This is a genomic window from Sinorhizobium saheli (assembly GCF_001651875.1).
GTDB lineage: Bacteria > Pseudomonadota > Alphaproteobacteria > Rhizobiales > Rhizobiaceae > Sinorhizobium > Sinorhizobium saheli.
Window position 1 is genome coordinate 498,486 of the sequence record NZ_LNQB01000073.1, and the last position, 23,300, is coordinate 521,785.

Below are 23,300 nucleotides of genomic sequence, written 5' to 3' on the forward strand. Positions count from 1 at the left end.
GCACTACGATTTCCTCAAATCAATTTCCGATACTCAGGAACCGTTGTGCAAAATTTGAAGTCCAAAGGAGCCCGGCATGGATTGGGATGATGTCAGGGTGTTCCTCGCGGTCGCTCGCACGGGCCAGATCCTTGCCGCTTCCAAGCGGCTCGGCATCAATCACGCGACCTTAAGCCGCCGGGTCACCGCGCTCGAGGAAACGCTGAAGACGCGGCTCCTCATTCGCCGCCCGAACGGCTGCGAGCTGACCGCCGAGGGCGAGGTCTTCCTCGCCGCGGCCGAGCGCATGGAAACCGAGATGCTCGCCGCGCAGTCACAGATCGGGCGGATCGACACGGCGATCGCCGGCACGGTCAGGATCGGCGCCCCCGACGGCTTCGGCGTCTCCTTTCTCGCGCCGCGTCTCGGGGCGCTGACCGCGCGCCATCCCGAGCTGAAGCTCCAGCTCGTGCCGGTGCCGCGCTCCTTCTCGCTGTCGCAGCGCGAGGCCGACATCGCGATCACCATCGAACGGCCGGAACAGGGACGGCTCGTTTCGTTCAAGCTGACCGATTATACACTCGGGCTCTATGCTTCGGCAGATTATCTTGCCCGTCACGGCACGCCCGCGACGATCGACGACCTCAAGAACCATCGCCGCATCGGCTATGTCGAGGACCTGATCTTCACGCCCTCGCTCAATTTCTCCGCCGAGATCATGCGAAGCTGGGACGCCTCCTTCGAGATCTCCAGCGCCACCGGCCAGACCGAGGCCGTCCGCTCCAGCGCCGGCATAGGCATCCTGCACAACTACATCGCCCGGCAATACCCGGAACTCGTCCGCCTCCTGCCCGAAACGACGATCCGCCGCGCCTATTGGACGACCTATCACGAAAGCGCGCGCGAACTCGTGCGCGTGCGCACGGTCGTCTCATTCCTGCAGGAACTGGTGACGGCGGAGCATCAGATATTCGTGTGAGGGATATCGCGGACTTCACGCCGGCGAGGATCGATCCGGAGAATCGTGCCTCTCGCCCGATGGCATAGAGCCAAAGCGGCGCACACTGTTACTACGAACCTGGATTCGGGAAAAATGGTACGGTTGGGTGGTCTCGAACCACCGACCTCAGGTGCCACAAACCTGCGCTCTAACCAACTGAGCTACAACCGCACTCGGTGCGCAACCCGCCAATCGCTTGGGTCGTTGCTTGGCGGCTCACATACGGTCACTTGGCCCGATTTGCAAGCCTTAACTGCAAATTATCCAGCAAAAAGACCGGATGGCAAGCCACCCGGTCTTCTGATGATTCCGATCGGCTGCGCCGGGGGCGATCAGGCCTTCCTGAAGGTGGAAACGACCTTCTCGGCGGCTTCCTTGCCGGGCTTGACGACGTTTTCGGCGACCTTGCGGGTGGCTTCCTGCATGGTCCGCGCCTGCTCGACGGCGAGTTCGGCCTGCTTGCGTATGAAGGCGGTCTGCAGCTCGACGAGCTCGGAGAGCGACTTCACGCCGAGCAGCGCTTCGGCGTGCGACAGCGAGTTTTCGGCATTGGTGCGCAGCGCATCGATGGCCTTGAGGCCGAGTTCGACGGTGCCGGTCTGGGCGCTCTCGAGCGTCGCCTCGACGGTCTTCGTCGCCTCTTCGGCGGCGGTCTTCATCTTGGCGTAGGCGTCCTTCGACTGGGCGGCGCCCTTCTCGGCGAAATCGCGGAAGCTGTCGGCGAGCCTGGCCGGGTCAAAGGAAAGGGAAAAGGCGTCTTCGGTCTTCTTGGTAGCCATTGCATGCGCTCCTTGGTGTGGCCCTCTTCAGAGGCGCCGTTCGGTTGATGACGGCCTTATAGCCGAATGCATTGTGCATTGCAACAAAAATTGTGCATTGCACAAAAGTCGCATCCGTTAACCTTGCGCGGCGAAAGCGGCTACCGAAGGGGCGCCGTTGCTGGACCCTCGCTGGTGGGGCAGGTATTAATAGAGTGTTAACGCACGAGCGATCCGTCAATAGGCCAGCCCATGCCCGTAAGACAGTATCCCTTCATCGACATTGCCGTGCATGCACGGGTGCGGGAGCATTTCGCCCGCGGGGATGCGTCCGTCCTTTTCTCCAAGGATCTCGCGCGGGTGCTGTGGGCCAATGATCAGGGCGCGAAGCTGTTCGGCGTTGCCTCGGTCTATGATTTCATCGACAGCGCATTGGCCCCGGACGACCTGTCGCTTCGCCAGCTCAGGGCCGCGGCCGCGCAGCTTGGTCAAGTCGGCGATCGCCGGCAGCTCCTGATCCGCATCGCCTCCGGCTTCCGGCGGCTGCCGCTCAATGCGGCCGTCGAAATGATCCGCATCCGGCCGGGGGAAGAGGCCGTTCTCTTCACCGCACCGCGCAACGGCAAGACGCTTTCCACCGAGGAGCGCGCGGAAGCGATGATCGCCGGCCTCGACGGCCCCGACACACACATGGCCGTGCTCGACGGCGACGGCGCCGTCATTGCCGGATCGCCGGGATTCGAGGCTCTCGGTCTCTCGGCGGATATCCGCCGCATGCTCGTTTCGGCTGTCGCGGGCGACCGGGATCGGCTGATCAAGCGGCCGGTCGCGACCGAAAAAGGCCCGCTGCCGGCCGCGATCGGCAAGATTGCCGACAATCCGGCACTTCACCTCCTCTTCGCGGTGGAGGCTTTCCTCGAAGAGGCGGAAGCCGCGGAACCCGTCCCGGAGGCTCTGGCCGAGGCGGATGAGCGAGACGACCTGTCGTCGCCCGCCGCATCGGTGGAGGACGTCCGGCCGTCCGAACCAGAGGACGCTTCCGAACCTGCCCCGGCGGCCGGGCCGGCCGATGCGGCGAGCGGTGAAGAGACGGCCGCAGAAGCGGTGACGCTGCCGCAAGGCGAGCTCGATCTCGGCGCCGGCCAAGAGGAGATGGCCGAGGCGACGGAGCCGGAGGGCCGCGAGGCACGCTCCGAGCCGGCCGGACCGGCGACCGATGCCCGGCAGGCCGACCAGTCGGCCGCGCCCGATTTCGTTTTCAAACCCGGCGCGCGCGCCGTCCGCTTCGTCTGGAAGATCGACGCGGAAGGGCGCTTCAGCGAAATCTCCGAGGAGTTCGCCTCCGCAGTCGGCCCGAAGGCGGCGGACGTGATCGGCGTGACCTTCGCCGACCTTGCGGCACGCTACGATCTCGACCCCGACCACAAGATCGACGAGCTCCTGCATCGCCGCGACACCTGGTCCGGCAAGACGATCCTGTGGCCAATCGAGGGGACCAGCCTCAAGGTGCCGGTCGATCTCGCCGCCCTGCCGACCTATTCGCGCTCGCGCGAGTTCGACGGTTTCCGCGGCTTCGGCATCGTCCGGATCGCAGACGCTGTCGCGGACGAAAGGGCGACCGGCCTGTCGCTCGGCCGCGTCGCGCTTTCTCGCCCGGACGAAACGCCCGCGGCAATCGAAGGGGAACCATCCGACGCCGCCGAAAGCATCGACGCGCCTCGCGGCGAGGCCGAGGAGGACGTCGCGATCGAGCCGGATGTAGCGGCAGACCCCTTCCGCGGCGAACAGCCGGCGCTGCGCCTGGTCGACACGCCCTCCCGGCCGTTGACCGACAAGGTCATTGATCTCGACGAACGCCGGCCGGCGGGGCCCGGAACGCTGACCCGCGGCGAACAGGCGGCCTTCCGCGAAATCGCAAGGCAGCTCGGCGAGCATTTCGCGCCGGTGCCGCCCACGGAAGCCGAAGGCGAGAGTGAGTCGCCCGCCGAAGCGGAGGAGCCGCTGGACACGTCCGCCGCCGCGCCGGATGGCGGGCGGGCCGACCTGCCTGCGGCCGGGAGCGAGCAGGAGGAAACGGCAGGCGAGCCCGCCGCAGCGGCTGGTGATGCCGGCAACGCCCAGCGCACGGCCGTCGGCATGAGCGGCGAGGTCCTCGACAGCCTGCCGGTCGCCCTTCTCGTCCATCACGGCGACGAGCTGTTCCACGCAAACACGGCCTTCCTGCAGCTGACCGGCTACGAGGATCTCGAAGCCTTCGCGCGCGAAGGCGGCCTCGAGGCGCTTTTCGCGCATGGCGGCGACGGCGGCCGGGAACAGCCGGACGGAACGATGACGATGATCCGGGCGGACGGCGAGCGGCTGGCGGTCGGCGCGCGCCTGAACTCGATCCGCTGGGAGGGAAGAAGCGCGCTCATGCTGGCGCTGACCCCGGCGGCCACCGGCGATGCCGAAGTGCAGTCGCGCGAAGGCGATGACGCCGCCCGGGAGGCAAGCCGCCTCAGGACGGAGATCGACGAACTCCGCTCGATCCTGGAAACCGCGACCGACGGCGTCGTCATCCTCGGGCAGGACGGCGACATCCGCACGATGAACCGCTCGGCGAGCGCGCTCTTCGACTATGACGAGGAGGAGATGCGCGGCAAGCCCTTCGCCGCCCTCTTCGCCCACGAGAGCCAGAAGGCGGTCATCGATTATCTCCAGGGCCTTTCCGGCCACGGCGTCGCGAGCGTCCTCAACGACGGGCGCGAGGTGATCGGCCGCGAGGCCGGCGGCGGTTTCATCCCGCTGTTCATGACGATCGGCCGGCTCTCCTCCTCCAACGGCTACTGCGCCGTCATCCGCGACATCACCCAGTGGAAGCGGACCGAGGAGGAACTGCGCAACGCCAAGCGCGCGGCCGAAACCGCCAACGCCCACAAGACGGAGTTCTTGGCGAGGGTCAGCCACGAGATCCGCACGCCGCTCAACGCCATCATCGGCTTCTCCGACATGATGGCGAGCGAACATTTCGGGCCGATCGGACACCCGCGCTACATCGAATATGCCGGCGACATCGGCCGCTCGGGGCGGCACGTCCTCGACATCGTCAACGACCTGCTCGACATCTCGAAGATCGAAGCCGGCGAGATGGACCTCGATTTCAGCGCCGTCGACCTGAACGAGGCCGTTTCCGAGGCCGTCTCGCTGGTGCAGCCGCAGGCCAACAGCCAGCGCGTCATCATCCGCACCTCGCTTTCGGGCTCCGTGCCCGAGGTCGTGGCGGATGGCCGTTCGGTCAAGCAGATCGCATTGAACATCCTGGCAAATGCCATCCGTTTCACGCCGTCGGGCGGTCAGATCGTCGTGTCGACGTCCTACGAGGCCAATGGCAGCGTCATCCTCAGGATCCGCGACACGGGCATCGGCATGACCCGCAACGAGCTCGACCAGGCGATGAAGCCTTTCCGGCAGGTCACCACCGGCGGCCGCAAGCGCGGCGACGGAACCGGTCTCGGCCTGCCGCTGACGAAGGCGATGACGGAGGCCAATCGCGCGCTCTTCGCCATCAGCTCCGCACCGAACGAAGGGACGCTGGTGGAAATATCCTTCCCCTCACAACGCGTCTTGGCGAATTGAGGACGAATGCTGTAAGGAAATGTTGAGTTACGGGAGCCAGTTTGCCGGTTCCCGACCAGCACTTCGCTTCGGACGGATCGTTTGCACTTCACCCCCAAAAGCCTCAAACGGCGCCATGCCATTTCCGGCACCGGTCTTCACCATCCGATGCTCACCACCTGGGCCGGGCTCGCCTCCGCGATCGTGCTGATGCCGATCCTTGCGATTGCCTGGCTTGCCGTTTCCGGCGGCAGCGCCGACTGGCCGCACCTCGTCGAGAACGTCATCCCGCGCGCCACCGGGCGGACGCTGCTGCTCGCGACGCTGACGGGAGCTGCGACCGCCGCCGTCGGCATCCTCACCGCCTGGCTGGTCGCGACCTGCGAATTTCCGCTGCGCCGTCATCTCTCGGCGGCCCTCGTGCTGCCGCTCGCGATCCCCGCCTATCTTTCGGCCTATGCCTTCGGCGAGCTCTTCACCTTCACCGGTCCGGTGCAGGGGCTCATCCGGGCACTGTTCGGCTATCAGACAAGCCGGGACTACTGGTTTCCCGACATACGCTCGCTCGGCGGCGCGGTGCTGGTGCTGAGCTCCGTGCTTTATCCCTATATCTATCTCGCCTGCCGATCGATGTTCCTGATGCAGGGCCGTGCCGCCGCGGATGTCGCGCGCACGCTCGGTGCGGGACCGCTCAAGGTCTTCTTCCGGATCCAGCTGCCGATGGCGCGGCCGGCGATCATGATCGGGCTCACCCTCGTCGCCATGGAGACGTTGAACGATATCGGGGCCGTCGAATTCCTGGGTGTCCAGACGCTCACCTTCTCCATCTTCGACACCTGGCTCAATCGCGGCAGCCTGGCCGGCGCCGCGCAGATCGCCTGCATCATGCTGGTCTTCGTCGTCGCGCTGATGATGGTCGAGCGCGCTGCCCGCCGCCGGCAGCGTTTCTCCAGTCAGAAGACCACGGCCGCCGTTCACGACATCGCCAGGCTCACGCTTTCCGGCTGGAAGAAATGGGCGGCGACGGCCGCCTGCCTGCTGCCGGTGCTTTCGGGCTTTGCGGTGCCGTTCTTCATTCTCGGCAACTACGCGCTGAAACGTCTCGACCAGTTCCTCGCGCCGCGGCTCCTGAGCGCGCTCCTGCACAGCGTTCTCGTCTCCGGCCTGACGGCGCTCGCCAGCGTGCTGCTTGCCTTCGTGCTCGCCTATGCCGCCCGCACGGGACGCTCGCGCCTCACCGATGTCGCCGGCCGGCTCGCCTCCTTCGGTTATGGCGTGCCCGGTACCGTATTGGCGATCGGCGTGCTCTTTCCGCTTGCCGCCGTCGACAATCTGGTCGACGCCGAGATGCGGGGGCTCTTCGGAATCTCCACCGGGCTCCTGATGAGCGGCACCGGCTTTGCGATCGTCTATGCCTGCACGGTGCGCTTCCTGACCATGGCGGAAGGGACGCTCGAGGCCGGATTCCAGAAATTGTCGCCGCATCTCGACATGGCGGCGCGCGCGCTCGGACGCACCAGCGGCCAGACATTGCGCACGGTGCTCCTGCCGATGATGCGGCCGGCGGTGCTGACGGCGGCGCTGCTCGTCTTCATCGAGACGATGAAGGAGCTTTCGGCCACGATCATGTTGCGGCCCTTCAACTTCAACACGCTGGCGACGCTCGTCTACGAGGACGCATCCCGCGCGAAGGTGGAGGATGCCTCGGTCGCGGCGATGATCATCGTCCTCGCCGGGATGATCCCCGTCATCCTCGTGTCGCGGTCGCTCGAGCGGCGCCCCTGACCGCGCGTCCCTCGCGGCAAAAAAAGAGGCGGTTCAGGGCCGCCTCTCAAAGTCAATGCTAACCAACAAATGCTCGAGAACTCTTGACGTCATGTCGGCGCCGGCATTCCTGCCGCGCCACCGCCCCTGGATCGGTCGGCCTCAAGTTGCCTCGACCATGCGCCCGCAAATCTGAACAACACCTTACTTTTTTGTCCGACAATTTTAGGGAATGTCCGACAACTCGGCGCTCTTGGTTAATTCCGCAGGGGCGAAGTGGTTAACGCAAGCTCGCCCTTGAAATTAGGGCATGGTCAGCTCTTCAGCGCCTCCAGACCGGCAAAGAGGTCGAGCGCCTCGGGGTTCGCCAACGCCTCCTTGTTCTTGACGGGGCGGCCGTGCACCACGTCGCGGACGGCGAGTTCGACAATCTTGCCGGATTTCGTGCGCGGAATGTCGGCGACGGCGATGATCTTCGCCGGCACGTGCCTCGGCGAGGCGCCGGTCCGGATACGGGTCTTGATCGCCTTCTCCAGGTCACCGGTGAGTTCTACGCCCGGCGCCAGCCGCACGAACAGGATGACGCGGACGTCGTCCTCCCAGTCCTGGCCGATGCAGAGCGCCTCGATGACCTCGGGCATCTGCTCGACCTGGTTGTAGATCTCCGCCGTGCCGATGCGCACGCCGCCGGGGTTCAGCGTCGCGTCGGACCGGCCGTGAATGACGATGCCGCCGTGTTCCGTCCACTCGGCGAAATCGCCATGGCACCAGACGTTGTCGAAGCGCTCGAAATAGGCGGCGCGATACTTGGCGCCGTCGGGATCGTTCCAGAACATCACCGGCATCGACGGAAACGCCCTGGTGCAGACGAGCTCGCCCTTCTCGCCGCGCACCGGCCTGCCCTCGTCGTTCCAGACGTCGACGGCAAGGCCGAGGCCCGGCCCCTGGATCTCGCCCCGCCACACGGGCTTCAGCGGATTGCCGAGCACGAAGCAGGAAACGATGTCGGTGCCGCCGGAAATCGAGGCGAGCTGGACATCCGCCTTGATGCCCTCATAGACGAAGGAGAAGCCCTCCGGCGACAGCGGCGAGCCGGTGGACGTCATGAGCCGCAGCGACGTGAGGTCGTGCGTCCTGGCCGGGGTGAGGCCGCCCTTGCGCACCGCATCGATATATTTCGCCGAAGTGCCGAACACGGCAAAACGCTCGGCGGCGGCATAATCGAAAAGCACGTTGCCGTCGGGATAGAAGGGCGAGCCGTCATAGAGGCAAAGCGTTGCGCCCGCGGCGAGGCCCGAAGCCAGCCAGTTCCACATCATCCAGCCGCAGGTGGTGAAGTAGAACAGGCGCTCGCCCTCCTTCAGCCCGCAGTGGAAACGGTGCTCCTTGAGGTGCTGCAACAGGGTGCCGCCGGCCGAATGGACGATGCATTTCGGCACGCCGGTCGTGCCCGACGAGAACAGGATGTAAAGCGGCTGGCCGAACGGCAGGCGCTCGAAGGCAAGCGGCTTCGGCGCGAAACCGGCGATGAAATCGGCGAGCGTCACGCCGCCCTCGACCGTTGCCGCAAGCGCGGCGCCGTCGCCGGCATAAGAAACGATGACGGTCGGGATACCGAGAACGCTCGCCACGGCGCGCACCTTCGCATCCACGTCCTGGCGCCTGCCATTATACCAATAACCGTCGCAGGCGATGAACAGCTTGGGGCCGATCTGGCCGAAGCGGTCGAGCACGCCCTGTTCGCCGAAGTCCGGCGAACAGGACGACCAGATGGCGCCAATCGACGCCGTGGCCAGCATCAGGGCGATCGTTTCCGGCATGTTCGGCATCATCGCGGCGACACGATCGCCGACGCCGACGCCCTTTGCCTTCAGGGCCTGCTGCAGTCGCGACACCAGCGCGCGCAGCTCGTCCCAGGAAAGGCGGTAGCTCGCCTTGTCCTCGCCGCGGAAGATCAGCGCGTCGCCGTCGCCGCTCTTGCGCAAAAGGTTCTCGGCGAAGTTGAGCCTTGCATCCGGGAAGAAGCGGGCGTCGAGCATCCGGTCGCCATTGAGAACCGCTCTCTCGCCACGCTCGCCGACAACCCCGCAATGCTCCCAGACGGCGGTCCAGAAATCGCCGCGCTCCGTCACGGACCAGTCGTGAAAGGCATCATAGTCGGGAAAGGTCCGACCGAAGCGCCCTGCGCACCACGCCATGAATTGCGCCATTGGGCTATGCTTCAGAATTTCGCTGCCGGGAACCCATAAAGGTCGATCTGATTGCATGCTGTCCTCCACTCCTCTGCCCTTTCTATATCATGCTGCAACGCAAAATAAACAGCATGCGGGCCACTGCAGCGCATCCGTGACAACGACATTTCCATGTCAGCCGCATTTGCTTTATGCAAGCCGAAAGCCTATCCAGACGGCTTCACTCGAGGCGATGGCAACCCGACCGCAATGACGAGACATATCCTGCAGACACTGCGCGGTTCGCGCCTATGGTCGCGGCTTCAGCGCCGGCACCTCGTTTGGTCGGCCGCGGCCGGCATCGCCCTCGCCATCGCCTATAACGCGGCGCTGCCGCTCATCTTTTCGACGACCGACGCCCGCATGACGATGGAGCGGATGCTCGACGCCTGGTCGGGCGGCAAGAGCAGGATCGGCGGCGAGCCGGAAATCCGGTTCTGGCCCGAGCCCCTGCTGACGCTCCCGGCCGTGACGATCGTCTCCAACGGCCCCAACGCGCGTCCGCTCGCCGAGATCGGTCGCATCACAGCCACTTTCAGCCTGCTCTCCGCGCTGCGCGGCGAACAGGCCTTCGACGAGATCACGCTCATCGACCCGGTCGTGACGATCGAGCGCGGGGCGGAGGGCGCCCTCAACTGGCAAAAGCCGCACTGGCTGGCATCGCCAGAGGGGGCGACGCCCGAGGCGGAGCCGGCCATCGGGGACATCGCCATCGAAAACGGCCGCCTGCGGGTGCTCGACCATGGGACGGGCAACGGCGTCGACGTCCCGGGCATGGCCGGCACCGTCAAATGGCCCGCCTTCGCCGGCCGCCTCAGCGCGCAATTCTCGACGACGATCGGCGGCGAGGAGCTTGCCTGGGCCTTCGTGTGCGACGAACCGCTCACCCTCTTCGCCGGACACATTGCCCCCCTCAAGACGTCGCTGACGTCGGCACCGCTCATCTTCTCCTTCGAAGGCACAGGCAAGCTTTCGACGCAGCCCTTCGCCTCCGGCCATCTGCAGATGTCGGCGTCCTCGCTCGCGGCACTCGTCGCATGGTATCGCGGGACATCGGAAACGACGCTTCCCGCCGGCGAGTTCAGCATCGACACGCGGCTGACGACCGGCGACGAGACGCTCAAGCTCGACGATCTGCAACTGACCCTCGGCGGCGCAGCCGCGACGGGCGTTCTGGACGTTGGGCTGCCGGCCGGCGAAGCGCCGCAGATCGACGGGACGCTCGCCTTCGATCGCATCGACCTCAACGGCCTGCCCGCTCTTGCGCTGGAACCCTCCGAGCACGACGACCGGCTCATACGGATGGCGCGAAGCCTCGCCGGCGGTTGGCGCGCCGATATCCGGCTTTCATCCCAGGAGGTTCTCGTCGGGCCGCTGCATCTGACCGACGTCGCCGCCGGGGTGATGATCGACGGCAGCCGGGCGTCGCTCGACATTGGCGACAGCACCTATGCAAACGGCACCCTGAGCGGCCGCGCCGTGCTGTCGGAAAAGGGGCTGGAGCGAGGCGGCAAGCTGCAGCTCAGCCTGAAGAATGCCGACTTCGCCGCCGTGCTCGAAAGCTTCGGGCTCAAGGGCCCCGTTCCGACCGGCAACGGAAGCCTCAACATCGACATCGCCACCGGCCGCCCCTTCTGGGAGACGGGCATTACCGACGTCTTCGGCGAGCTCACCTACTCGTTGACGCATGGCAGCGTCGCCGACTTCGACGTCCATGCCTTCACCGACCTTGTCCGGAAGGGGGAATTCTTCTCGCTTTCCGAGGCAAGCGACGGTGCCTTCGACTTCCGGACCGCCGACATCGAGGCAAGCTTCGGCAACGGCACCGCCCGGCTCGACCGGGCGGACTTCCTCGGGGCCTCCGGCACCATTTCGGTCACCGGCGTCATCCCCTACCGGAGCGGCAGCCTGGCGCTCGCCGGAACGCTCGGCACCCCTGATGCGGCCGCGGAGCCGCTGCAGTTCTTCGTCGGCGGCTCCTGGCCGAACGCGGTGATCTCGCCGCTCTCCGTTCTCGTCGGACCGAAGTAGGGCCGCCTCACCCGATTGCGGCGAAGGCGGCGCGCTCGTCCCGCTCGCGCTGGGCCTCGCGCCGCTTGGTGACGATCGACGCGATCAGCACGCCGACGGCGACGATGCCGATCAGGATCGTGCAGATGGCGTTGATTTCCGGCGTCACGCCGAGCCGGACCTGGCTGTAGATCTTCATCGGCAGGGTGGTGGCGCCCGGCCCCGTGGTGAAGCTCGCTATGACCAGGTCGTCGAGCGACAGCGTGAACGCCAGGACCCAGCCGGAAAAGACCGCCGGCGCTATCACCGGCAGGGTGATGGCGAAGAACGTCCTGACCGGGGTCGCGCCGAGATCGAGCGCCGCCTCCTCGATCGACTGGTCGAAGCTCAAGAGGCGCGACTGCACGACGACGGCGACGAAGCACATGGTGAAGGTAATGTGGGCGAGCGTGATCGTCCAGAAGCCGCGGTCGAGCCCGATCGCCACGAAGAGCAGGAGCAGCGACAGGCCGGTGATCACCTCCGGCATGACCAGCGGCGCGTAGACCATGCCGGAAAAGAGAACGCGGCCGCGAAAGCGGGTGTAGCGCACCAGCGCGAGCGCCGCCAGGGTGCCGAGAACCGTGGCGCAGGTGGCGGAGATCAGCGCCACCCGGATCGTCACCCAGGCGGCATCGAGCAGGCCCTGGTTATGCCAGAGCTCGCCGTACCACTTGGTGGAAAAGCCGGCCCAGACCGTCACCAGCTTCGATTCGTTGAAGGAGAAGATCACCAGGAGCACGATCGGCAGGTAAAGAAAGCCGAAGCCCAGGACGACGGAGGCGATGTTGAAGCGGGACCATCTTTCCATGGCTCACCTCCCCTCGTTCTCGGCCTTGGTCTGGATGTTCTGGAAGTAGACGATCGGGAGCACCAGGATCAACAGGAGGATTGTCGCCACCGCGGACGAGACCGGCCAGTCGCGGTTGGCATTGAACTCGTTCCAGAGCGTCTTGCCGATCATCAGCGTCTCCGAACCGCCGAGGAGATCGGGGATGACGAATTCGCCGACGGCCGGGATGAACACGAGCAGGGAGCCGGCGATGACGCCCGGAAGCGACAGCGGGAAGGTCACGCGCCAGAACGCGACGACCGGCGGGCAGCCAAGGTCCTGGGCCGCCTCGATCAGCGAATGGTCCATCTTCTCGAGCGCCGAGTAGATCGGCAGCACCATGAAGGGAAGATAGGAATAGACGATGCCGATATAGATCGCCGAATTGGTATTGAGGATGATCAGCGGCTGATCGATGAGCCCGATCGTGATCAGCAACTGGTTCAGGAGACCCTCGGGCTTCAGTATGGCGATCCAGGCATAGACGCGGATCAGGAAGCTCGTCCAGAAGGGCAGGATCACCAGCATCAGGAGCATCGGCCGGAGCGAGCGCGGGGCCCTGGCCATCCCATAGGCGATCGGGTAGCCGATCAGAAGGGTGAGCAAGGTCGAAACGGTCGCGATGATGACGCTCGAGACATAGGCGTTGAAGTAAAGCACGTCCTCCGTCAGCCAGACGTAGTTGTCCATGGAGAAGCCGCGCATCTTGTCGAGAATGCCGGCAAGGCCGCCGGCGAGGTCGAAGACCGGCGTATAGGGCGGCATGGCCACCGTCGTCTGCGACAGCGAGATGCGGAAGACGATGAAGAAGGGAATGAGGAAGAAGAACAGGAGCCAGGCATAGGGAATGATGATGACCAGCCGGCTGACAAGGGCTGAGGCAAGCTTCGCCATGGCTTCAATCCTTCAACACGACGCCAGCATCTTCGCCGAACGAGATCCAGACCTGCTGGTCGTAGCCGAGCGGGTCCTCGACCGCACGCACGGCATTGAGCGACGACGCCTTGACGACCTTGCCGTCCTTCAGCCTGACGTGGAACACGGTCATGTCGCCGAGATAGCCGATGTCCCAGATCTCGCCCTCGGCCGCGTTGATGGGGGCATGGGCGGGCGGCTGGCGGCTGATGCGGATCTTTTCCGGCCGGATGGCAGCGGCGGCCTTCGCACCGTTTGCGAACCTCTCCGGCGAGGCCAGGCGGATCGGGATGCCGCCCGTGGTCTCGAGCCGGACCGAGCCGTTTTCGTTCGAGGCGACCGTTCCGTCGAAGAGGTTCACGTCGCCGATGAAATCCGCGACGAAGCGCGAGTTCGGCGCTTCGTAGATCTCGGCGGGCGTCGCCACCTGGATGACCTTGCCGTGGCTCATGACCGCGATGCGGTCGGCCATGGTCATGGCCTCTTCCTGGTCGTGGGTGACGACGACGAAGGTGAGGCCGAGCTGCTGCTGCAGGTCCATCAGCTCGAACTGGGTCTCCTCGCGCAGCTTCTTGTCGAGCGCCCCGAGCGGCTCGTCGAGCAGGAGCACCTTCGGCCGCTTGGCGAGCGAGCGGGCGAGCGCCACGCGCTGGCGCTGACCGCCGGAAAGCTGATGCGGCTTGCGCCTGGCGAATTTCTCGAGCTTGACGAGCTTCAGCATCTGCGCGACGCGCTCGGCGATGTCCGCCTTCGGCATGCCGTCCTGCTTGAGCCCGAAGGCGATGTTGTTCTCGACCGTCATGTGCGGGAACAGCGCGTAGGACTGGAACATCATGTTGACCGGGCGCCGGTAAGGGGGAATGCCCGCAAGGTTCTGGCCGTCGAGGATGATCTCGCCGGAGGTCGGCTGCTCGAAGCCGGCAAGCATGCGCAGGAGGGTCGACTTGCCGCAGCCCGAGGCGCCGAGAAGCGCAAAGAATTCACGCGTGTAGACGTCCAGAGAGAGATCGTCGACGGCGATGAACTCACCGAACTTCTTGGTCACGTTCCTGAAGGAAATAAACGGTTTGGAGGCCGGGTCCGCCCAAGGGGCGAAGGAACGCCGGATACTGCCGAGAGACTTCATCATCTAACCCCGAATGACACAGCCGACAACGTGGCGCCGCCCGCGGCGCCGTGCGTCCGCCGCGCGGGACGAGAAAACCTGACGCCGTGCTCGTCCCGCTCAAGCAATTGCCCGGATTTGAGGTCCGGGCAATTCGTTTCCGCTCCTACTGGCCGGTGACGATCCTGGTCCAGAGCCGGGTCAGGACCCGCTGCTGCTTGGACTCGTACGGCGTGACCGTGAAGAGCTTCTGCATCACCGCCTCCGTCGGGTAAATCGCCGTGTCTTCGAGCACTTCCTTGTCGAGGAATTGCTGCGAGGCCTTGTTGCCGTTGGCGTAGAAGACGTAGTTCGAGGCCTTGGCGATGACTTCGGGCTTCATCAGATAGTTGATGAATTCATGCGCCTCGGCGACATGCGGGGCATCGGCGGGGATCGCCAGCATGTCGAACCACATCTGCGCCCCTTGCGCGGGGATCGAATAATCGACCGTCACGCCGGCCTTCGCCTCCGCCGCCCGGTCTCGCGCCTGGAAAATATCGCCGGAGAAGCCGACCGCCAGGCAGATGTCGCCATTCGCCAGCGCATTGATATATTCCGACGAGTGGAACTTGCGGATATAGGGCCTGACCTTCATCAACAGGTCGGCCGCCTTTTCGAGGTCGGCCTGTTCATGGCTGTCCGGGTTGAGGCCGAGATAGGCCAGCACCGAAGGCATGATGTCGGTCGGCGAATCGAGGAGGTGGATGCCGCAATCCTTGAACTTCGCCGCGATCTCCGGATTGAAGATGACATCCCAGTTCGGCTTCTCGTCGGTGCCGAGGATTTCCTTCATCTTGTCGACGTTGTAGCCGATGCCGGTGGTGCCCCACATGTAGTCGACGGCATATTCGTTGCCCGGATCGTACTGGGCCGTACGGTCCATGATCACGTCCCACATGTTCGAGAGGTTGGGCAGCTTCGACTTGTCGAGCTTCTGGAACACGCCCGCGGCGATCTGGCGTTGCAGGAAGTATGCGGTCGGAACGACGACGTCGTAGCCGGAGCCGCCGGCGAGCAGCTTGGTTTCGAGAATCTCGTTGGAATCGAAGACGTCGTAGACGACCTTGATGCCGGTCTCCTTGGTGAAATCTTCGAGGATGCTGTCGTCGATATAGTCGGACCAGTTGTAGACGTTGACGACCCGCTCCTGGGCGGAAGCGAAGGTGGCCGATCCCGCCAGCATTGCGGCCGCCAGGGTTGCGACGATGAGTTTGGACATACAACTCCCCTCTTATTGTCGGTTCGAGACAAGCCGCCTGTCGACGCGCGGTCGCGCCTGTCTGTTGATCGTTGCGCTGCCGAAGTTAGGCATGTTTGCCGATAAGCTCAAGCGCTTTCGCGCGTCGCAGAGCCGTCGTCCCGGGTCGGCTTGCGATATGGCAAGTGCAAGCAAAATCGGACACTTATCGGCCGGCTCGACGCACTGCCTCGGCTTCGCTCGGCGCGCAAGGCCTGCCGCTACTGGAAATCGAAGACGCTCAAGCCCGTCGCCATCTCGTCGAGGCCGAGCGGCCGGGTGACGGGCGGCTCGGCGCGCGCGAGACAACCCTGCCTTTCGCAGAGACGACAGGCCGGCCCGACGGCGACGGCCGGGGTCCGTGGCGTGCCGTAGACTGTGTCTTCCGCGAAGCCGGCGTCGCAGCCGATCATCAGCGCCGTGCGCCTGACCCGCTCCTCGAAGCCCGCCTGAGGGCCGTCGATCGTCCGGGCGATGACGAGGTATTCGCCGCCGTCCGGCATTTCGACGCGGTCGACCAGGACCTGGCCGGGCACGGCAAAGGCGGCATGAACGTTGAGCTTCGGACAAGCGCCGCCGAAACGGGCATGGGGAAAGCCCTGCGCCCCGCCGCGGCGCAGTCGGTTGCCGGCGCTGTCGATCTCCATCAGGAAGAACGGAATCCCGGTGGCGCCGGGCCGCTGCAGCATCGTCAGGCGATTGGCGGCCTGCTCGAAGGACACCTGGAAGCGCGCCCTTAAAATATCGACGTCGTATTTCGCGCGCTGCGCCGCGGCGAGGAAGGCCGCATAGGGCATCATCAGCGCGTGGGCGGCATAGCGCGCGAGCTCGAAGCGGGCGATGCGCCGCGCCTCGGCCGTGGAGAAGCGAAGCGTCTCGAGTTCGGCCGCGATCGCCTCGTGGCAGGCGATCGACGCCACCTCCATGGCGATCTCGCGCAGCTGATCGAAGGGCGAGAGGCGCTCGGAAATGAACAGGCGCATGGAGTGGCGGTCGAAGCGGCGGCGCAGATTCGGCATCACATGCACCGGCAGCGCCCGCACGACGAGGCCGTGCTCCCGTTTCAGCCATCCTTTCAGCGCCCCGGCAAGATCGTCGCCCGCCACGAGGCTGGCGTGGAACGCTTCCGCCGCCTCCTCGATCCGGGCGAAGTGGCTGGGTCGCGCCTCGAAGGCCTCGCGCACCTCGTCGATCGGCAGCCGCGTGTCGGAAAGCGCCGCCATGTGCCCCTCGCCCGCCAGCAGGTCCGCCAGGTCCTTGAGGCGCGAGGCCTGCTCGCGATAGGCGCGATAGAGCTTGACGACGCCGCCCGAGACATTGGGCGCCGCCTCGGCAACCTCGATCAGCTCCTGGTCCCCCGGCAGCTCGCCGGCGAGCAGCGGATCGGCGAAGACCTCGCGCAGCTGCTGAAGACCGCCGCCCGCCTCGCCCTGCAGCTCGTCGAGGTCGACCTTGTAGACGGAGGCGAGTTTCAGGAGCAGCTGCACCGTCAGCGGCCGCTGATTGCGCTCGATGAGGTTGAGATAGGACGGCGAGATGCCGAGCGCCTCGGCCATCGCCGTCTGCGTCAGCTGCAGGCCGTTGCGGATTCGCCTGACCCGCGGCCCGGCAAAGATCTTGTTCTCGGCCATTTGTAACTCCCTTTACAAAACTGGGCGCGGCTGCGTCTTTGACATCTTTTACATTTTTACCGCGCGGCATTGTCAAACACAATACAAGATAACTCTTTTGATCTGCGCGAAACTGCGAATTTTATGGCGCTATTTTGCGGCGCAATGTAAAAACTGTCACATGATCTTGCGGCAGGAAGCACCGTAAGACGAAAGTCTAAAGACGAACCGATTTTGACGTGGAGGCAAGCATGACCGATTTTTACAATCTTGTTCCGAGCGCGCCGAAAGGCCGCTTCGACGGCATCGAGCGGCCTTACAGTGCCGCGGACGTGAAGCGGCTCAGGGGCTCGGTCGAGATCCGCTATTCGCTTGCCGAAATGGGCGCCAATCGCCTTTGGAAGCTCATCCGCGAGGAAGACTTCGTCAACGCGCTCGGCGCGGTATCCGGCAATCAGGCGATGCAGATGGTGCGCGCCGGCCTGAAGGCGATCTACCTCTCCGGCTGGCAGGTCGCGGCCGATGCCAACACCGCCTCCGCAATGTATCCGGACCAGTCGCTCTATCCCGCCAATGCGGCGCCGGAACTGGCGAAGCGCATCAATCGCACGCTGCAGCGCGCCGACCAGATCGAGACGGCCGAAGGCAAGGGCCTCTCCGTCGACACCTGGTTCGCGCCGATCGTCGCCGATGCGGAAGCCGGCTTCGGCGGACCGCTCAACGCCTTCGAGATCATGAAGGCCTTCATCGAGGCGGGGGCGGCCGGCGTCCATTACGAGGACCAGCTCGCCTCGGAGAAGAAGTGCGGCCATCTCGGCGGCAAGGTGTTGATCCCGACGGCGGCGCATATCCGCAACCTGAACGCCGCGCGGCTTGCCGCCGACGTGATGGGCGTGCCGACGCTGGTGATCGCCCGCACCGACGCGGAAGCGGCAAAGCTGCTCACCTCGGACATCGACGAGCGCGACAAGCCCTTCGTCGATTACGATGCGGGCCGCACGGTCGAGGGCTTCTATCAGGTGAAGAACGGCCTCGAGCCCTGCATCGCCCGTGCGATCGCCTATGCGCCGCATTGCGATCTCATCTGGTGCGAGACCTCGAAGCCGGACCTGGAACAGGCACGCAGGTTCGCCGAGGGCGTGCACAAGGCGCATCCGGGCAAGCTGCTCGCTTATAATTGCTCGCCGTCCTTCAATTGGAAGAAGAACTTGGACGACGCCACGATCGCCAAGTTCCAGCGCGAGCTCGGAGCCATGGGCTACAAGTTCCAGTTCATCACGCTCGCCGGCTTCCATCAGTTGAACTACGGCATGTTCGAGCTGGCGCGCGGCTACAAGGACCGGCAGATGGCGGCCTATTCGGAGCTGCAGGAAGCGGAATTCGCGGCCGAAGCCAACGGCTACACCGCGACCAAGCACCAGCGCGAAGTGGGCACGGGCTATTTCGACGCCGTGTCGATGGCGATCACCGGCGGCCAGTCGTCGACCACCGCCATGAAGGAATCGACCGAGCACGCTCAGTTCAAGCCGGCAGCCGAGTGAAGGAAGCAAGAATGAAAGACCGGCGCGCGGCATCCCTGCTGGCCCGCGCGCCCCCAGAACGAAACCTCGAACCGAATGCTGAGACGGGAGGAGACAGTCTCCGCATTCGGCTCTAACGCCCCAAAGGAGCACGACGATGACAGTACAGACACGCGTCAAGGAACGGGCCGAGGAACAATCGTCGGCCATGACACCGGAACAGCAGGCGGCGATCCGCATGGTTGCCAACGACCTGCACCGCCTCAACCAGTCGGTCATGAAGGCCGTCGATGCCGGCGTCTCCGTCGAACTCGTGCGCTCGGCGCGCCATCATGGCGGCGACGGCAACTGGGGCGACCTGCTGATCCCGGTCATCGTCACCCAGGGACGGCCGTGATGCTGGCGCTGGCGGCGGCAATGATCGGCTTCGTGCTCGCCGCAAGCTGGTACCAACTCGGAAGGCCGGCGGCTCGCCCGATCCCGGTCTGCCGCCGGCACCAGCGACGCTGAGAGAAAAGGGAAAGCCCGTCGGCCGGCGCCACGCCGGCCGATGGGCATTTTCGCAGTCAAGCAGCGTTGCGCCGCGGGCGCTTGCCGGCGAAGAGATCGGCGTGGCTGCGAAAGAGACGCGTCATCCGGTCGACGACGGTGCGGATGTCCCGCCGATGGCGGTCCTCATTGTTCATGACGATCCATTGGCGATGCCTGAGCGCCTCGATCTCCTCGCCCGCCCGCTCGAGCAGCGGATCGAGGTCGCCGACGAAACACGGCAGTATCGCGAGGCCCGCCCCTGCCCGGGCAAGATCGAGCAGCGAACGGGGACGCGTGACGGTCGCGACGATGCGCGTCTGCGCATGCTCATGCGGCCAGCGCAGATAGGCCGAAATCGCATCTTCCCTAGCGACGGCCACGAAGCGCTCGGCTCCGCCGGGCGCGTTCTTCTGGCGATAGGCGGCATAGGCGACCTCGCCGATCAGGCGCGAGGCGAGATAGGCCTCTTCCGGTTCGAAGGCGCGAATGCCGACGTCGCTCTCGCGATAGGCGAGATTGGCCCGCGCCTCGCCGATCGAAAGCGCGATGCCGAACGAGTCCCGCTCCGTGCAGATGGCGGGGAAATTTTCGGCGATCAGCCAGGCGCCCCATGTGCCGGCCGCAATGCGGACGACCGTCGCCCCCTCGCCTTCCTGCCGCCAGCTTTCGACCTTCCGGGCGGCCGCCTCCATCTCCTGCAACTGTTCGAAGAGGAAGCGGCCATCGCCGGTGAGCTCATAGCCCGTCTGGCTGCGGACGAACAGCGCACGGCCGGTGCGCTCCTCGAGCTCCAGCATGCGGCGGCCGATGGTTGCGGGGCTGAGCCCCGTCGCCTGCGCCGCGCCGGTCAGGCCGCCGGCGCGCGCAACCGTCATGAAGCAACGATAGGCGTCCCAGTCCATGTTTTTCATGACTGAAAAACATATGGGGAAATCGGCCGTATGTAAAACAATTCCGGATGCATAAAAGGGAGATGCCCGAAAAAGAGGAGCATCACCATGGACATGATGGCAATGGCATTCCTGTTCGACATGGCCTCAAAACAGGCCTCGCGAAATCGCCGCGCAGATGACTTCTTTGTGCCTCCGCGGCCAAGCCGCACCAAGGTTGTGGCAAAATGGCTCGTTGCCGCACTCTTCCTGAAAAGGCGGCCGGCCGGGACCTGCGACCACCCTTCCGCCGGCACCTGGACGGCTTGCCGGACCGGCATCAAATGAAGACGCCGCGCATCGGGGGATGCGCGGCGCTCTCTTCCTTCGGCATCATGCGACGTGCCGCATGATTTCGATGACGAACTCTTCCCGCTATGCGGCGCGGTAAACTTGGCCGGCGACCGTCTCCGGCTCGAGCCGGAACTGCTCGACGAGCATCATCAGCGTGTCGGCCTGGTCGGCGAGCGCGCGGCTCGTCGCCGTCGCCTCCTCGACCATCGACGCATTCTGCTGGGTCATCTGGTCCATCTGGTTGACCGAGCCGTTGACCTCGTGGAGCGCGGTTGCCTGGTCGCGGCTGGCGGTGGCTATCATCTCGACATGCTGGCTGACGGTGACGATCTGGGCGCTGATCGAGGCGAGCACCGCTCCCGTCTCCTTGACGAGAAGCGAGCCGGAATTGACCTCGTCGGTCGACTTGTTGATGAGGCCCTTGATTTCCCGGGCCGCCTCGGCCGAACGCTGCGCCAGTTCGCGGACCTCCTGTGCGACGACCGCGAAGCCCTTGCCGGCCTCGCCGGCGCGCGCGGCCTCGATGCCGGCGTTCAGGGCGAGCAGGTTGGTCTGGAAGGCGATGTCGTCGATCACCTCGATGATCTGCTCGATCTGGCGCGAGGCCTCCTCGATGCGGCCCATCGCGGCGATCGCATTGGTGACCACGACCGCCGAGCTGTCGGCGCTCTTCTTCGTCTGGGACACGGACTGGTTCGCCTCATGCGCCCGCTCCGCCGAAGACCGCACCGTCGCCGTGATCTGGTCGACTGCAGCCGCCGTCTGCTCGAGCGAAGCGGCTTGCGCTTCCGTGCGCTTCGACAGCGCGTCGGCGGACTGATGCATGTTCGCGCCGCTTTGCTGGATCGACTGCGCGTTGGCGCGGATCTGCGCCAGCGTGTCCTGAAGGCGGATCAGCGAGCCGTTGAAGTCCATCCGCAGCTGTTCGAGCCGGCCATGGAACGGAATCTCGATCTGCCGCGACAGGTCGCCCTGCGCCAGCCGGCCGAGACCGGCGGCGAGCTCGTTGACCGCCAGATCGATCTGCCGGTCGAGTTCCCGCTTATCGGCGTCGTTGCGGCTGCGTTCGGCTTCGGCGCGGGCGCGCTCCTCGGCACTTTCCGCTTCGATGCGCACCTTGGAAAGGGCGTTTTCCTTGAAGACGCCGAGGGCGCGCGCCATGTCGCCGATCTCGTCGCGGCGCGCGTCGCCGTCGATCGCCGTGTCGAGCACGCCATCGGCGAGCCGCCGCATGGCGGCGGTGATGTGGCCGATCGGCCGCTTCAGCGTCAGCGTGAGTGCGATGCCGGCCAGAAGAGCGATCACGACGCCGGCGACGGTCGCCGCCACGGATATCTGATTGGCTTCCTCGCGCTCGGTGCCGGCGGCAACCTTCTGCTGCTCGGCAAAGCCGGTGAGGTCGCTCCAGATCTCATTGATCGATGCACCCGCGGTCTCGAATTCGGCGGTCCGCTTCTCGGTGATTTCGACCAGCGCGACGCCGTCCTTCTTCATCGCATTGATGGTCGGCAGAAGCGTGTCGGCGGTCGTATCGAAGAAGGTCATGCCGACCGCAAGGCCGCGCAGGGTCGTCAGGTTCGACTGGATCGCCAGGAACTTGTCGAGGAGCTTCTGGCGATTCTCCTCCGTCGTGCTGCCGAGGAAAGCGGCAGCGGCAATCTGGATGTCGGTGATCGATGTGGCAAGCCGGCGCGTGGCGGTCAGTAGGGATTCGGTGCTCGCGATCTTGCCGTCAAGCTCGGCGAAGATCCGCGTCGCCTCGCGCATCTTGCCGACGGAGGCGGCCTCCAGGCGGAAGCTCGCCGTGCGGAAGCGATCGACATATTTCGAGAGGCCGACGAGCGTTTCAGGGCCGGGCGGCGCTTTGATGAGCGCGCCGATCTGGCTCGAGGCAGAATTGACGGTGTCGGCCACCGACTTCTCGTCCTTCGGCAGCAGCGAGAAAATGTCGCGCTGGGTGCGACCGAGCAGCGGGAAGCGTTCCTTCGCAGCCTTCAGCTTCTCCTCGATCGTTATCCCCTTGCTGACCTCCGTGGCGAATTCCGTGTAGAAGCGGCTGGCGCGCAACAGCTTCTCGGCGTTGCGCAGCATTGTCTTCGCCGCATTCTCGTCCTTGCGAACGGCGTATTGCAGCCGGTTCGCCTCGTCATTGATCTTCAGCTGCTCGGCCGCCAGGCGCTCCAGATTGGCCTTGGTTGCGGCACGGAGCTTCTGCTCGCCTTCATGCAGCGTCCAAAGGCCGTCGATGCGCGCCTCGATATCGTTCGTCGCGGTGATGGCGGCGTTGAGCTCATCTTCCCCGCTGCGGCCCGCAACCTGCGCCGCCGTGTCGGTGAGGACCTGCTTCTGCGCGGCGATCGTGGCCTGGACGGCATTGCGGCTTTCCTCGGTCGTCTTGTGCAGGAAGTTGTTCATTCCGGCATAGACATCCTTGAAGCCGCTCAGCGTCTGCAGGACGCTGTTCGAGATTTCCATGCGGCCCTGCAGCAGGCCCGAGGCATAGAGACCGGTGATGCCGACAGCGGTTATGCTGACGACGAACGGCAGGATGAAGAACAGAACCTTCGTCTGAATCTTGAAGCGCGCAAGAATCCTGTCAATGAACATGGAACACACCTTGGCTTCCAGCTCGCATTTCGCCTCCCCCGGTGGCCGGAACGTCCGCCTCGCCTCGAACGGATATGCGAGGCCGGACGTTCGGGTGCCACCCCGATGCGCAAACAGGCTGATGTTTTTCGGAAAGTCATGCGGCGCACACCGCCAGCCCGCCGGCAATCATTGCAGGCCCGTGCCGCCCCCTTGGCAGCGAGAACCTGGCGGACTCAATTCACGGCCATATTCGGGTCAAACGTTTAAGAATTCCATAAGCCGGCCTGAATGCGACACGCGGGCGGGCGCGCGGATCTGCGT

Annotated in this window: 16 protein-coding genes and 1 tRNA gene; 7 read left to right on the forward strand and 10 right to left on the reverse strand. The window is 65.1% G+C overall.

Annotated features, from left to right (window positions below; all coding sequences use genetic code 11):
* The first annotated feature begins 76 nt into the window (after nucleotides 1–76).
* Nucleotides 77–958, forward strand: coding sequence for a LysR family transcriptional regulator (locus ATB98_RS15785; protein WP_066875278.1), 882 nt, complete (start codon nucleotides 77–79; stop codon nucleotides 956–958).
* 115 nt (nucleotides 959–1,073) lie between these two features.
* On the opposite strand, the gene ATB98_RS15790 is transcribed toward ATB98_RS15785, so the two are convergent.
* Nucleotides 1,074–1,150: transfer RNA gene (locus ATB98_RS15790), tRNA-His, on the reverse strand.
* Nucleotides 1,151–1,311: 161 nt separating this feature from the next.
* Nucleotides 1,312–1,758, reverse strand: coding sequence for a phasin (locus tag ATB98_RS15795; RefSeq protein ID WP_066875280.1), 447 nt, complete (start codon nucleotides 1,756–1,758; stop codon nucleotides 1,312–1,314).
* Between the two features lie 231 nt (nucleotides 1,759–1,989).
* On the opposite strand from ATB98_RS15795, the gene ATB98_RS15800 reads away from it, so the two are divergent.
* Both ATB98_RS15800 and ATB98_RS15805 read left to right on the forward strand, forming a co-directional pair.
* The gene (locus ATB98_RS15800) at nucleotides 1,990–5,352 is read left to right on the forward strand and encodes a PAS domain S-box protein (protein WP_066875282.1); all 3,363 of its coding nucleotides are present in this window, start codon (nucleotides 1,990–1,992) and stop codon (nucleotides 5,350–5,352) included.
* Between the two features lie 81 nt (nucleotides 5,353–5,433).
* Nucleotides 5,434–7,116 (forward strand): ABC transporter permease, encoded by a 1,683-nt coding sequence (locus tag ATB98_RS15805; RefSeq protein WP_066875284.1) that lies wholly within the window; start codon nucleotides 5,434–5,436, stop codon nucleotides 7,114–7,116.
* A gap of 293 nt (nucleotides 7,117–7,409) precedes the next feature.
* On the opposite strand, the gene ATB98_RS15810 is transcribed toward ATB98_RS15805, so the two are convergent.
* The gene (locus ATB98_RS15810; protein ID WP_066875287.1) at nucleotides 7,410–9,362 is read right to left on the reverse strand and encodes an acetoacetate--CoA ligase; all 1,953 of its coding nucleotides are present in this window, start codon (nucleotides 9,360–9,362) and stop codon (nucleotides 7,410–7,412) included.
* Between the two features lie 174 nt (nucleotides 9,363–9,536).
* Between ATB98_RS15810 and ATB98_RS15815 the strand changes: the two genes are divergently transcribed.
* Nucleotides 9,537–11,357 (forward strand): AsmA family protein, encoded by a 1,821-nt coding sequence (locus ATB98_RS15815; protein WP_066875288.1) that lies wholly within the window; start codon nucleotides 9,537–9,539, stop codon nucleotides 11,355–11,357.
* A 7-nt stretch (nucleotides 11,358–11,364) separates the two neighbouring features.
* Here ATB98_RS15815 and ATB98_RS15820 read toward each other — a convergent pair whose 3' ends face one another.
* From ATB98_RS15820 to ATB98_RS15840, 5 genes are all read right to left on the reverse strand, one after another.
* Nucleotides 11,365–12,186: an ABC transporter permease subunit gene (locus ATB98_RS15820; protein ID WP_066875290.1), complete on the reverse strand. Its 822-nt coding sequence runs from the start codon at nucleotides 12,184–12,186 to the stop codon at nucleotides 11,365–11,367.
* Between the two features lie 3 nt (nucleotides 12,187–12,189).
* A complete protein-coding gene (locus ATB98_RS15825) occupies nucleotides 12,190–13,101 on the reverse strand; it encodes an ABC transporter permease subunit (RefSeq protein WP_066875293.1) in 912 nt (303 codons plus the stop codon).
* A 4-nt stretch (nucleotides 13,102–13,105) separates the two neighbouring features.
* The gene (locus tag ATB98_RS15830) at nucleotides 13,106–14,248 is read right to left on the reverse strand and encodes an ABC transporter ATP-binding protein (RefSeq protein ID WP_066875600.1); all 1,143 of its coding nucleotides are present in this window, start codon (nucleotides 14,246–14,248) and stop codon (nucleotides 13,106–13,108) included.
* A 145-nt stretch (nucleotides 14,249–14,393) separates the two neighbouring features.
* Nucleotides 14,394–15,488 carry a polyamine ABC transporter substrate-binding protein gene (locus tag ATB98_RS15835; protein WP_066875295.1) on the reverse strand — a complete coding sequence of 365 codons (1,095 nt, stop codon included), beginning with the start codon at nucleotides 15,486–15,488 and terminating at the stop codon, nucleotides 14,394–14,396.
* Nucleotides 15,489–15,727: 239 nt separating this feature from the next.
* A complete protein-coding gene (locus ATB98_RS15840) occupies nucleotides 15,728–17,137 on the reverse strand; it encodes a helix-turn-helix domain-containing protein (protein WP_066875297.1) in 1,410 nt (469 codons plus the stop codon).
* Between the two features lie 230 nt (nucleotides 17,138–17,367).
* On the opposite strand from ATB98_RS15840, the gene aceA reads away from it, so the two are divergent.
* A complete protein-coding gene (gene aceA / locus ATB98_RS15845; RefSeq protein WP_066875299.1) occupies nucleotides 17,368–18,657 on the forward strand; it encodes an isocitrate lyase in 1,290 nt (429 codons plus the stop codon).
* Nucleotides 18,658–18,793: 136 nt separating this feature from the next.
* Nucleotides 18,794–19,033, forward strand: coding sequence for an SMc00767 family acetate metabolism repressor (locus ATB98_RS15850; protein WP_066875301.1), 240 nt, complete (start codon nucleotides 18,794–18,796; stop codon nucleotides 19,031–19,033).
* Between the two features lie 169 nt (nucleotides 19,034–19,202).
* Here the strand turns inward: ATB98_RS15850 and ATB98_RS15855 are convergent, their stop codons facing one another.
* The gene (locus tag ATB98_RS15855) at nucleotides 19,203–20,078 is read right to left on the reverse strand and encodes a LysR family transcriptional regulator (protein ID WP_066875303.1); all 876 of its coding nucleotides are present in this window, start codon (nucleotides 20,076–20,078) and stop codon (nucleotides 19,203–19,205) included.
* A gap of 87 nt (nucleotides 20,079–20,165) precedes the next feature.
* Here ATB98_RS15855 and ATB98_RS15860 point away from each other — a divergent pair, with 87 nt between their 5' ends.
* On the forward strand, nucleotides 20,166–20,384 hold the full coding sequence (locus tag ATB98_RS15860; RefSeq protein ID WP_066875305.1) for a hypothetical protein: 219 nt from the start codon (nucleotides 20,166–20,168) through the stop codon (nucleotides 20,382–20,384).
* A gap of 87 nt (nucleotides 20,385–20,471) precedes the next feature.
* Here the strand turns inward: ATB98_RS15860 and ATB98_RS15865 are convergent, their stop codons facing one another.
* A complete protein-coding gene (locus tag ATB98_RS15865) occupies nucleotides 20,472–22,997 on the reverse strand; it encodes a methyl-accepting chemotaxis protein (RefSeq protein ID WP_066875307.1) in 2,526 nt (841 codons plus the stop codon).
* Between the last annotated feature and the right edge of the window lie 303 nt (nucleotides 22,998–23,300).